The organism is Granulicatella sp. HMSC30F09 (genome assembly GCF_001806915.1).
Classification (GTDB): domain Bacteria; phylum Bacillota; class Bacilli; order Lactobacillales; family Aerococcaceae; genus Granulicatella; species Granulicatella adiacens.
This window is the reverse complement of record NZ_KV786428.1, coordinates 1-12,416: the sequence shown is the minus strand read 5'-3', so window position 1 is coordinate 12,416 and position 12,416 is coordinate 1. Positions and strand designations below refer to the sequence as shown.

The window sequence follows — 12,416 nt, the reverse complement described above, 5'->3', positions numbered from 1 at the left end:
ATCTAGTAGATACCCATTCACTGTTCAGCCTCCATTTTAGAAGAAAAATAGTAGTACAAAAAAAGAATGTAGTGAAACTACATTCTTTTTTTTGCTTTAATCAACCCTATAAAGAAATAGATTATTCCGCTACTTTTTTGAAGCGCATCGTGAAGTAGGCAGTAACCTTTTGATTATTATCCAGTATTTTTTGTTGTTCGAGTGTTAGTGTTAAAATGCCATCTTCAATGGAATATTTATAGGACACTGGTTTTACGAATTTTTCGACTGAAAAGGTCGCCAGACTTAGGAAGTTTGGTGCGTACTTGAATTCCATCGTACCGGTACCCTCATTGATTGTAATCCCTGTTAAGGTCTCTTGGACTTCATTCTTTTCATCATTAAATCCATAGGTGAGGTAGCCTTTTTGATTGTTCCATTTCTCTAGACTCTGTTTCAAAACATTATATTGATTTTTAATATATTCTTCTTTTGTTCCGTTGACACTTGTTAGATTCTTGGACTTCGCGTAGTCATAGAAGTTGCCCATAGCCGCTTCAATCGAGGTAGTATATTCATATACCGCTGAATTCCCTGTAATCGTCAGTGTCGGTTTTACGTCCTTGAAGGCATCCGAATAAATGAGTCGGCGTGGAATTTCTTCCTTATCCTGAAAATCTAGGTATCCTAAGCCGCGTTCAAGTGTACTTCTGAAATCGATTTGTTCCCATTTTCCTTCAAGAGGATTAGAAGAAGCAGCTGTTGATGTAGTAGTTGTTGTAGCAGTTTGATTTCCACAGCCGGCAAGCATTAAAAGAGAGCAGCCAGCAATCAATAATGGTTTTAAATATTGTTTAATCATGGTCGCGTCTCCTTTCTATTTCTTTTCTGCACTCGGTACGCGTTTGAAGTTCAGTTCGAAATGAACAGGAAGATTATCCTTCGTCTTCATATCGGCGTAGATTGTCAAGATACCGTCTTTTACTTCATAGTTGTATGTTACTGAATCAAATCTGTGATCTTTATCCGCTGTCGTTAGAGGGAAGGAGTCAAGAATGATGATCCCTTCGTCAAATGTGACAGTTTTTGCTTTTTCATCGACAGTTCCTGTAGCTTCGTAGCTATACGTTCCAGTCGATGTATCCATTGATGCTTTATATTTCTTGAAGTTTTTCACGAAATCTACTTGTCCATTAATATAACGGCTGACGAATTCGTCTTCTTTCATAGTTTTCTTGTCTCTTGAAATCTCGTAAAATGCTTTTGCAAATTTTTTCGAATCGTATTGATAGCTTAGCTTTGCAGTTGTGCCATCAACGGATAATTTCATCTTAAAGTCTTTAAAAGCTTCAATGAATTTCGCAAAAGTATAGCTTTTCATTCCTTTCGGGAAAAAGGCTTTCTGCAATGAATCAAGCTCGTAAACGGATTCCCATTCACCAGCTAAATTATTTGGATCTTTTTGTTCTTGTTGCGATTTTTGTGCATTATTGGTATTTTGATCTGATGTTTGGTTCTGTCCACATCCAGCAATCACAAAAACTGCGAGAAGAGAGAAGAGCCCAAGAAACAGTTTCTTAGTTTGTCTAATCATCGTTAGACCTCCTTCGAAAAGATAGTTGTATTATGTTTATATCATACTTCTAATATTTTTGTTTTGCAATGCTTTTCACGAAAATTACTACCTTCCCACGTAACTTCACCGATTATTCAAACTGAGAAGCACAAAATTATCTCTAACAATGGAACAAATAGTTGAGATTCTCAAGGGCTTTTATCTGCAAAAAAGTTAGCCGTATCTATTAAAATACGAAGGTCCTTTGGAGTATAGTCATGATAGCCGCGAAGAACAAGGAAGATGAATTAGAGCGGGTTAAAGTTTCCAACTTTTACCCGCTCTTTGAAGCTTGCTAGGGTTGAGACCTTAGGCTCAACCCGGTGTAGCAGTTATCATGACTATACTGAACCAAAGGTTCCGAAGTATTTTAATAGAGCTTAAGCTCTTATTTTTTTTGCACAAAAAACCCCTTGAGAAATTCTCAAAGGGCAGTGGAATGACTAATTGCTAGTTGTGTCAGACACTTTTTTGAATTTTGTTGTGATAAGGGTATTTACATTATTTTTGCCATCGCGTTGCTCGATTGTCAACGTTAAAATATCTCCATCAATAGAGTATTTATAAGTCGTTTCTTTATTGACAGGTCCAATGGACATGATCGCAAGCTGCACAATATTTATAGCTTCTGGGAAGACAATCGTTTGATTTGCTGTATCTAATTTACCATTTTTCAAAACAGAATGAATTGTGTTATTATCTTTATCAAATTCATAAGTTGTATTTGGGTAGTCTTTAGCAGCTCCTTGTAGAGTAGTCGATAATCTAATAAATTGATTTTTAATATATTCGTCTTTCGTTTGAGTTACTTTAGACGCATCTTTTTGTTTTAAGTAATCGTAGAACATTCCAAAACCTTCTGTTAAAGATACAGTGTAGTCGAATTCAACAGATGTACCTGTAATGTTCAACGTTGGTTTCAAATCTTTCAATGCCTCAGGATAGATCAGTTTGATAGCCGAATCATCATTGTTGAAATCTTTATAGGCTAAGCTTTGTTCAAGAGCTGGTCGGAAGTCGATAGCTTGCCATTTTCCTTCAATTGGAACTGGGTCTTTTTGTGTAGTGCTTCCTTTACGTTTGAAGTGCAGTTCATAGTGAACAGGAAGATTATCTTTTTTCGCTTTTCCGTCAATCGTTAAGTAAAGCATGTCATCTTTTAATTCGTAGTGATATGTGTTTTGCGAAGCGCGATTTTCGCCGAATGAGAAGAAGAATGAGTTCGTTACTGAAATTCCTTCATCAAATGTCATTGTTTTGGCATCTTGATCAATAGAACCTGTTGCTTCGTAACTAAATACGCCTGTATCTTTATTCATGCTAACTTTGTATTTCTTAAAGTCGCCTGCAAATCCTTCATGAGAGTCATATATGAGTTTTTTGAACTCATCTTCAGTCTTACCTCTAGCGTCTGTTGTGAAAGTGTAGAAAGCTTTAATAAAGTTATCAATGTTATAATCGTATTTAATCGTTGCTGTATTGTTTTCAATCTTCATGTCCATTTTGAAGTCTTGAACAGATTCAAATAAACGAGCAAAGTTGATTGCCTTGAGGGTATAGGCTCCGATTGATTCCGTAAAAGCATCGGGAATATCGACTAATTCCCAATCACCGTCAATCGTTTCTACTTTTGGCGCTTCTGTTTGAGCGGCATTTTGAGAGTTGCTTTGAGAACAAGAAGCCAGTACAAAGACTGAGAATAGAGCAACTAGTGTTAAAAATAATTTCTTATAATGTCTAAACATTGTTAGACCTCCTTAATAGAGTAATTCTAATATAATTAAATTATAACGATTACAATTTTTATTTGCAATGGTTTTCACGAATTTTACAAGCTTGCCCCGTAATTTCACCGATTATTCAAAATGAGAAGAGGAATAGTTTTATTTGACCGGTTCACTAAACGGTAGAGAATCTCAAGGACTTTTTAGTGTAAAATTGCTTTCAGCTTCTATAAAAATACGAAGGAGCTTCGGGGGATAGGAATGGGAGTAAGACAGAAGAAACAGTGTTTTTCTGTTTCTTCGTAGTCTTACCCCCGCAAGGACAAATAGGATTGACCAAACTACTTGATAGTGAAGGTCAATCCATTTGTCTACTGCGTCTACATTGTTTAAGTTAACAATATGAAAATTGCAAGCTTGCTAGGGTTGAGACCTAAGGCTAAACCCGGTGTAGTAGTTATCATAACTATTACGACCCAAAGGTTCTATAGTATTTTAATAGTGCACTTAATAAATCAGTTTTGAACTTTCTTAAATTTCAATTCGTAGTAAATATTATAGATTTTGCTAGAATCAGGCTTTTCAAAAGTAATTGTCAAGACATCACCGTCTAATGAGTAGTGATAAGTTGTTTCTAAATACGCTTGTGATGCTTCTGAAAAAATGACGAAATCTGCAATAGCCATTGGATTTGGGAAAGTGATGGTTTTATTATTTGTATCCACCTTTCCGTTTGGTACCACAGTATGGACACTGTAATTTGCCTCATCAATTTCAATTTTAGAATTCAAACTGACTGATAAATCTGTTTTAAGTCGATTAAAGTAGAAGTTGATGTATTTTTCTCTTGAATCTTTATTTTCTGTCTTAGTGGTTTGATAATAATAGTTGTAATCGGCATTATAGGCGTCTGTTAGATGAACCAAAACGTCATAAGTAGCGCTATTCCCAGAAATCGTTAAGGTTGGTTTTAAATCCTTTAACGCATTCACGTAAATTAATTGGAAAGCTTTTTTATTTTTTTTATTCACACGATAGAAGAGCCCCCGTAATAAGGCTTCTCTAGTATTCATCAGTTCCCATTTTCCGTCTAAAGAAACTGTCTGTTTAGAAGTTGGTTCTGTCGTATTGTTTTCTGAACCAGAGACACGTTCGAATTTTAATTCAACATGAGCCGGTAGCTGTGTTTCTTTTTCGGTTCCGTCCATAGAGATAATTAGTAGATTATCTTTTAAATCGTATTTATATGTGACTGGATCATATGCCTCCGTAAATGTCACCGGGAAGTACATAATGAAGTTTAAAGGTTCTTCTAAGTTCAGGGTTTTATCTTTAGAATTGACGGTCCCTGGAGCGTAGAAAGTAAAGGCACCCGTTGCTGTATCAGTTGTGACTTTGTTTGTCTTGTAAGGGTCTGCTAATTCTTTAATTTTTGGAAATAGTTTTTCCTTAAAAGCTTCAAGTGATATATCTTGTTTAGAGATTTTATAATAGTCCTCTGCAAAACGATTTAAGTCAGTAGAGTAGCTAACTTCCACATTTTCGCCATTAACCTTCAAGCGCATGTCTAAGTCGTCAAAAGTCGTTAATAACTTTCCAAATGTATCAACATTCAATTTGTATATAGAATAAACAGACTGCATTGAATTATGAATGTCTGTTAATTTCCATTCGCCCTCAATATCTGTTGTTATTTTCGTTTCTTCTGTTTTAGCAGCTGCCGAACTATCGGAGTTATTTGAGCCTTGAGAGCACCCTGCAATAACGAATACTGAAAAGATTGATAGCAGAGCGAACAAGTATTTCTTGCCAAGTCTACCCATTGTGAACCTCCTAAAAAGAGTCTTGTATATGCCTTTATCATACGTTTATTGCTATAAGTTTGCAACGGTTTTCATGAAAATTACAACCTTGCTTCGTCATTTCACTGATTATTTAAAATGAGAAGAGGAATAGTTTTATTTGACCGGTTCACTAAACGGTAGAGAATCTCAAGGACTTTTTAGTGTAAAATTGCTTTCAGCTTCTATGAAAATACGAAGGAGCTTCGGGGTATAGTCGTGATAACCGCGACAAACAAGCAATGTGAATTAGAGCGGGTTAAAGTTTTCAACTTTTACCTGCTCTTTGAAGCTTGCTAGGGTTGAGACCTAAGGCTCAACCCGGTGTAGCAGTTATCATGACTATACCGAACCGAAGGTTCTAGAGTATTTTAATAGAGCAGGAGATATATATTTTTTTGCACACAAAAACCCTTTGAGAAAATCTCAAAGGGCAGTGAATTATTTTTGCACTTTCTTAAATTTCATCGGATAAACCAAACGAATTCCATTTTCTTTAAAGACCTTTTCAGCGTACATCGTAAGAATATCGCCGTTGACCTCATAGTGATACGTAATTGGGACTTCTTTTGAAGAAATATAAAGTGGAAGAATACCAAATAGATTTGGAACATCCGGGAAGACAATCGTTTTTGCGTTTGTGTCTAAAACGCCACCTTCTTGTTTTCCTTTGAAGATATAAGTTTCATCATTGTAAGTACCAGATAAGTCTTCCGATTTTTTAATATTCTTTTGAGCATTTGCAGCAAGTACTCTAGCAGCTTCTGCCTTGTCCTTAGCGATATCTTTATGTGCTTCAGCAAAGAACTCGAAATATTTATTCATATCCACAGTATAGGTATAAGTCACCTTTGTTCCTTCGATGGTTAACGTAGGAGAGACATCTTCGAAAGCCTCTGTTACTTTCAATCGGGTATATGCGTCCTTGTAAGTATATAAAAATGTACGTTCTATTGTATCTCTAAAGTCGATTGCTTGCCATTCACCTTCAAGGGCGACTGGAGCAGGGGCTTCTGTTGTTGTTTCAGCAGTCGTTTGTTCTGGCTTTTGTTCAGCACATCCTGCAACGAATAGAAGAGTAAGAAGCGACATTGTCCATAGCGAAATTTTTTTCATCATTTTCATCATTCATCACTCCTTCTATTTGTTCTCTTCTGTGTAGTTGAAACGAAGACGCATCACAAGTTTCAAACCTTTATCGTTTTTGCCCTCAACAGAAAGGGTCATTTGTTTTCCCTCCACTGTATAGTTATACGTCATAGCCTCCAGTGGGTTGGAAGTAGGTCCTAAGATGATTCTGCTTAGGAATGTTGGAGTTTCTGGGAAAGTAATCGTGTGATTGTCCAGATCAATAGTTCCTGTTAGCGTATAGTCATATGCGTAGTTTGCTTCGTCGACTGTGATTTTGGTATGTTGAAGAGTCGCTACATAGGCTTTTAAATCTTCTGTTTTCTTTTGGACATATGTTTTGAAATCAGGTGTCGTAAGGTTTTGTCCTTTATATTGATCTTCGTAAATTCTGAGATAGTCAAAACGATACTTCAATTCAACCGTCTTGTCTTTAATCGTCATCGTCATATTGACATTATCTAAGTCATCCAACATAAGTGCTGCTGCGCGGGATTCCACATTAGTAGCAAGGAATACCTTTTGCAACGTCAATTGTTGTTCTGTCCATTGCCAAGTGCCTTGTTGGTCTTTTGTTAAATCTTGTGGAGTTTTAGGTGCTTGCTGTGTGGATGCCTGACAACCTGCAATGAGGAGTAAAGCGGCAAAGGCCAAGAATCCTAAAATCATCTTCTTAATCTTATAAAACATAAACGTGCCTCCTAAAGTTGGTTGTCTTCATTTTATCATTAAATGGAATAGTTATAAAGTGAAATTTTGAGCGTAATCTCATATGAATGATGGGCATCATGAAACAGCCTTTTGAAAATCTTGAAGGTACCTTTTAATTTCACTGATGTTTCAAAATGTAAAACGTAAAAATATTATTCAGATGATTCTCTTACCGTTTGAGCTTTTAAAGGTCTTTTATGTGCAAAAAATCCCTTTGAGAAAATCTCAAAGGGGTAGTAGGGTATTTAATTTGTTTTAGTATCTGAAACTTTCTTAAATTTTATTGGATAAACAAGATGAGCACCAGTTTCTTCGTACGTTTTCTCAGCATAAATTGTAAGAACGTCACCATTTAATTCATAGTGATAAGTAATTGGTACTTCTCTAGAATTAATATAAAGAGGCAGAACTCCCAAAATGTTTGGAATTTCAGGGAATACAATCGTTTTTGCATTCTCGTTTAAAACCCCATCTTTTAACGTCGCGGTTAACACTTTTGTATTATTATCAACGGTTCCAGTTTGATGTTTAAAAGATTTAAATTTCTCTTCTATAGTGCCTAGAAGAACGGCAGTAGCTTCTTCTTTTGTAGGATAATCTTCTTTATACCGTTCAGCATAAAAATCAATATATTTATTCATATCAGCACTATAAGAATAAGTTACATCTGTTCCTTTAATTGTTAGAGTCGGAACGATCTCTTGAAAGGCTTCTGTAACCTTTAATCGACTATTACCATCATCAAAGTAAATTAAGAAAGTACGTTCCACAGTATCTCTAAAATCTACAGCTTTCCAGTCTCCTTCGAGTGATACTGGGGTAGGTGTTACTGTGGTAGTTTCTGCAACTGTTGTAGTTTCTGCAACTGTTGTAGTTTCTGCAGTTGTTTGTTGTTGCTGCTGTTGTTGTCCACATCCTGATACAAATAGAAGAACAAGAAGGGAAAACATCCATAGGGAACTTTTTTTCATATTGTTCATGATTTATCACTCCTTCTAGTTATTGTCTCCTACATAGTTGAAACGAAGACGCATTACTTTAAAACGGCCGAGTTCGTCTTTGCCTTCAGCATAAAGTGTTATTTGGTTACCTTCAACGGTGTAAGTATAAGTAATTGGTACGAGTAGGTTAAACGTTGTTCCCATAACAATTGTATCTAAAAATGCAGGTGTTTCAGGGAACGTAATCGTATGTTTCTTCGTGTCGATTTCTCCGGTTAGAGAATAATCAAAGGCATGATTAGGTTCGTCTAAAGTAATCTTTGTATGTTTCATATTTGGAATATACTTCTTAAATTCGTCAATTCTATTTTTTAAATACGATTCAAAATCCCCTTTTTTCACTCCTGTTGCATATGCAAAATCCTTATACAGTTCTTTGTAATCAAAACGGTACTTCAATTCAACTGTATTGTCTTTAATGGACATCGTCATCTTAACATTATCAAAGTCATCAAGCATTAGTACAAGGGCAAGCTTTTTGATATCAGTAGCTAGGAATACTTTCTGAATCGTCATTTGTTGATCGGTCCATTCCCAAGTTCCTTGTTGATCTTGTGGAGCTTTTGTTGTTTGAGAAGTTTCATTTGTTTGAGAAACTTCATTTGTTTGGGAAGACTGCGATGGAGAAGGCTGACAACCAGCAATCACGAGTAATGTAGAGAATGACAAGAATCCGACAAGTATCTTCTTTGTTTTAGTCAACATAAAGTTACCTCCTAAAGTTGGTTACCTTTATTCTAACATTAAATGGAATCGTTATAAAGTGAAGTTTTGAGCGAAGAATGAAGAAGAAGGGAAAGTATAAATAAAAATAAGGTTGGCAAGGATTGCCAACCTTATGTAGATTTTACTCAACTTTATAAAAGAATTCTCTTGGATCACCACTTGAACCTTGTCCTGCCCAAATACGATTGACAGTTTGGTCTGATGGATCTTCTTTTGGAACCATTGTAAATTTAGTTCCAGCAGGTAGGAAGATGATTGAATAGCCACTAGTATTCGTGTTAACAGCAACGGTTAAATATCCTCGGTCCATCTTTGGTTTCCCCAATTTTTCAGTGGTACTCACAAGACCGTTTTTATCGAAGGTTAAGGTTTGACCTTTTCCGTTTTTCCATATTCCAGCAATACTTGAAAAATCACCGTTTTGAATGGCGTCAAGATCCATAGAAGTAGATGTTGATTTGGAAGAAGCAGTGTTTTTCGTTAAAGCATTCCATGTTAAGTTTTGTAAATTGAATTCTTTTGGGTATTTCTTCACATCTTCTAGATTATTTGTTTTAGAGACTTCTTCAAGCTCTTTCCCTTCTTTATTTAATTTAAATAAAATAAATTCTTGATTAATCGGAGTGCTCAATAATAGTGAGCGGTCTTCTCGAAGGGTGAGAGTTGTGCGTTCATTTCCAATACCTTCCATTTGATTTGAAGGATTGGTTAATTTTGCAAGCGATCCACCAGTGTTCGAATAAATATCTAGTAGAGTGTATCCATTGCGACTATCTTTTAGTGCGATCAGAAGTTCATCAGTTCCGTCTTGATTCAAATCGTAAAAGGCATATGAAATTCCTTTAAACTTTGGTTCAACGTCGCCTTTAGGAACGGCTTGAAGAGCGGAACGATTGATTGTCGTTCCATCTGGTTCTCCTCCTGCTAGGACTTTTGCGTAAGCTTGAAGAACTTCATCGAAAGAGTGCAACGTTAAGCTGGATTCCTTGGAAGCAGTGGTTGTCTGAGAAGCTGTCGTTGTTTCTAGGGTAGTCGTTTCTGAAGTTGTTGTTTCTTTACTAGTATCTGTAGTCGTTTGGCATGCGCCTAAAACGAAAGAACAAGATAATAGAGTGAAAATGAGTTTTCTATTTTTCATAATCGTTCTCCTTAATGAAAGAATAAATCTGTTTTCATTATACAGAAGAAGAGAGTACATGTCTAAAGAAATTTAGGAAGAAGATAGGCAAATGAAGCAAAACACACAAAAAGCTCCTTGGAAAAATCCAAAGGAGCTTTCATTTTTATGGAACAAACGATTGAGTTTAGCGTCCAAACCAAACGCTCATATCCACTAGACCTAAGCCTTTTACATACTCTGTAGAAGTGTATTGCCATCCCCAGCTTGGTTGGCTGTATGGAAGTTGGTATCTAAGTTGTGGAGTATAAGCCGCCACCCAGTCGACATATTTTAAGATATCCGGATGATTCAAGCGATTTTGTAAGAGATATTGATAACTGTAAATACGTACGTTCGTATAGCCAGCTTTTGACATCGTTTCTTGATAAGCTTTCCAGATTTTCACCCATGTAGCGGTATCTGTTGGGGCTACTTTAGAACCATTTTCATAACGCCAATCTTCAATATCGTAATAGATTGGGTAGGTTGGTTTGATATTGTATCTTTTGATGAGTTCTAATGTGAGATTAGCATCTTTGACGCCATCTTCATCGTTAGAAGCGTAAGTGTAAAGGTAAATGCCGTATGGAACGCCTAGGCGGTTTAGTTCACGAATATTATTGGCGAGATGTTTATCTTCAGCACCTGTATATCCAATGCGAACGATCACCGCATCGATACCATTTTCACGGATGATGCTTTCCCAGTTGGAGATGTGACCTTGGTGTTCGCTCACGTCCATGACTTTCTTTGTATGCTCGTCCCCAAGACGTTGAGAGGCACCATTATAGAAATAACGTTTGCCATTCTTTTCGACCCAGCCGATGTCGACCGCTTTTTTACTGAGGACATTCCCGTTATCGTCAAAGACATATTCATAATGATCGATGATATGTTTTCCTGTTGCCATTTTACCATTATCGAAGACGTAGTACTTGCCATCAATCCATTGTTGACGGGCTACTTTCCCATTAGAGAGGAAGTAGTACCAGTACTGGCCAACTTTCACCCATTTATTTTTTGCGTAGCGACCATCGGATTCAAGATAGTAGGAAGAACCGTATTTTTGATCGTAAATCATTTGGTTTTTCGCAATTTTTCCATCTGCTTTGAGATAGTAATCGCCAACCCATTCTCTTTGAGCCATTTGGCCGTCATTTTTGAAGAAGTACCATTCTTGATTTAACTCAAGCCATTTATTACGGACATATAGGCCGCCTTCTTGAATGTAGAACCAATTATTATAGCCTTTATCGAAAATCCATTCTTTATCAGCCATCGTACCGTCGTCTTTAACGTAGTAAGAACCGACCCATTTATTCTTGTCCATTTCTCCCGCTTTTTGGAAGTGATACCATTTCCCGTTTAGTTGCATCCACTTATCTGCGGCGTATTTCCCGTTTTCTTCAAGATAGTAGGTCGCTTTATAGTTGGAGTCATAAATGAACTCGGACTTAGCCATATAACCGCCTGACTTCAAGTAGAAGGCACCTTTCCATTCATTTCGGGCATAAGTACCACCAGGTTTGATATAGAACCAGCTATTGTAGGTTGTATCAAATACCCATTCATCATCGGCCAATTCACCGCTATCTTTATGATAGTAGTTCCAGTTAAATTCATTGGCGTACATGGTGCCATCTTGATGGAACATATACCATTTTCCATTGATTTGTTTCCAAGCGTTTTGAACGGCTTTTCCGTCTTCTTGGGCGTAGTACCACTTTTCATTGAACGTCACCCAACGATTGGTAACGAGTGCGCCATTATCGCCCATCAGGTAGCCATTTACAAGAGTATTCTTCTGCATTCTACCTGCACGGTCGAAGTAGTACCATTTGCCGTCGAATTGTTTCCAAGCATCTTTGAGGTATTTTCCAGATTCAGTAACGTAGTAGCGTTCTCCTTGAATCGTCATCCATTGATTCGTACCCATGACCCCTTCGTGATCAAAGGCATACCCATCAAAGGTTGTATTTTTAAGCATTTTTCCTTCTTCATCGAAGTAATACCATTTTTGGTCAATCTGCTTCCATTGACGAGTGATAGGCACCTTATTGATATGGTAATAAGTGACTCCATCTCTTGTTACAAAGCCCGTATAAGTGGACTTTTCAACTTCTTTCGTTTGCGATTCTTCATTAGATACTTCACGTTTTCTACGAGTACGAACTTGTTCAGTTGTCGTGGTGGTTGTTGTCTCTTCTTGAGTAGTAGGGGCGACAGTAGTTACTTCGCTTGTCGTCACTTCTGATGGTTTCTCGTCTACGGTTGTTTGTGCGAAGACTGCTTGCGTTGATAGCATCATCATTGCACTAGTAATAAACGTCAGTCTTGTATATTTTTTCATTTTTTCCTCCCTTTTTTCATGTGATACCATTTCAATATAACAAATGAGAGTGGAAGGTTCAAATAAACCTAAGCGCTTCCTTGCAATCTTAATAATTAGTCTTTTTTTGATTGAAAAAAGGGAAAGAGAGAACAAAAAAGCCTCACCCCATTGATATGTACCCCCTTTACTGGACAAACCAG

At 36.8% G+C, this 12,416-nt stretch carries 10 protein-coding genes; all 10 read right to left on the bottom strand.

The window, feature by feature from the left end; all coding sequences use genetic code 11:
- Window positions 1-121 precede the first annotated feature (121 nt).
- The 10 genes from HMPREF3103_RS06240 to HMPREF3103_RS06195 all read right to left on the bottom strand — a co-directional run bounded on the left by HMPREF3103_RS06240 (window position 122) and on the right by HMPREF3103_RS06195 (window position 12,234).
- Window positions 122-841, bottom strand: coding sequence for a hypothetical protein (locus HMPREF3103_RS06240; RefSeq protein ID WP_049554388.1), 720 nt, complete (start codon window positions 839-841; stop codon window positions 122-124).
- A gap of 15 nt (window positions 842-856) precedes the next feature.
- Window positions 857-1,573, bottom strand: coding sequence for a hypothetical protein (locus HMPREF3103_RS06235; protein WP_070438362.1), 717 nt, complete (start codon window positions 1,571-1,573; stop codon window positions 857-859).
- A 464-nt stretch (window positions 1,574-2,037) separates the two neighbouring features.
- Entirely contained in the window at window positions 2,038-3,339 is a 1,302-nt protein-coding gene (locus HMPREF3103_RS06230) for a hypothetical protein (RefSeq protein WP_070438359.1), read from the bottom strand.
- Between the two features lie 494 nt (window positions 3,340-3,833).
- Window positions 3,834-5,141, bottom strand: a complete 1,308-nt coding sequence (locus HMPREF3103_RS06225; RefSeq protein WP_070438356.1) for a hypothetical protein — start codon at window positions 5,139-5,141, stop codon at window positions 3,834-3,836.
- Window positions 5,142-5,600: 459 nt separating this feature from the next.
- A complete protein-coding gene (locus HMPREF3103_RS06220) occupies window positions 5,601-6,287 on the bottom strand; it encodes a hypothetical protein (RefSeq protein ID WP_070438354.1) in 687 nt (228 codons plus the stop codon).
- A gap of 12 nt (window positions 6,288-6,299) precedes the next feature.
- Entirely contained in the window at window positions 6,300-6,977 is a 678-nt protein-coding gene (locus tag HMPREF3103_RS06215; RefSeq protein WP_070438351.1) for a hypothetical protein, read from the bottom strand.
- A 266-nt stretch (window positions 6,978-7,243) separates the two neighbouring features.
- A complete protein-coding gene (locus HMPREF3103_RS09640; RefSeq protein WP_070438344.1) occupies window positions 7,244-7,978 on the bottom strand; it encodes a hypothetical protein in 735 nt (244 codons plus the stop codon).
- A gap of 15 nt (window positions 7,979-7,993) precedes the next feature.
- Window positions 7,994-8,704 (bottom strand): hypothetical protein, encoded by a 711-nt coding sequence (locus HMPREF3103_RS06205; protein ID WP_070438342.1) that lies wholly within the window; start codon window positions 8,702-8,704, stop codon window positions 7,994-7,996.
- A 142-nt stretch (window positions 8,705-8,846) separates the two neighbouring features.
- Entirely contained in the window at window positions 8,847-9,863 is a 1,017-nt protein-coding gene (locus tag HMPREF3103_RS06200) for a DUF6287 domain-containing protein (protein WP_070438339.1), read from the bottom strand.
- 166 nt (window positions 9,864-10,029) lie between these two features.
- Entirely contained in the window at window positions 10,030-12,234 is a 2,205-nt protein-coding gene (locus HMPREF3103_RS06195; RefSeq protein WP_070438335.1) for a GH25 family lysozyme, read from the bottom strand.
- Window positions 12,235-12,416 lie beyond the last annotated feature (182 nt).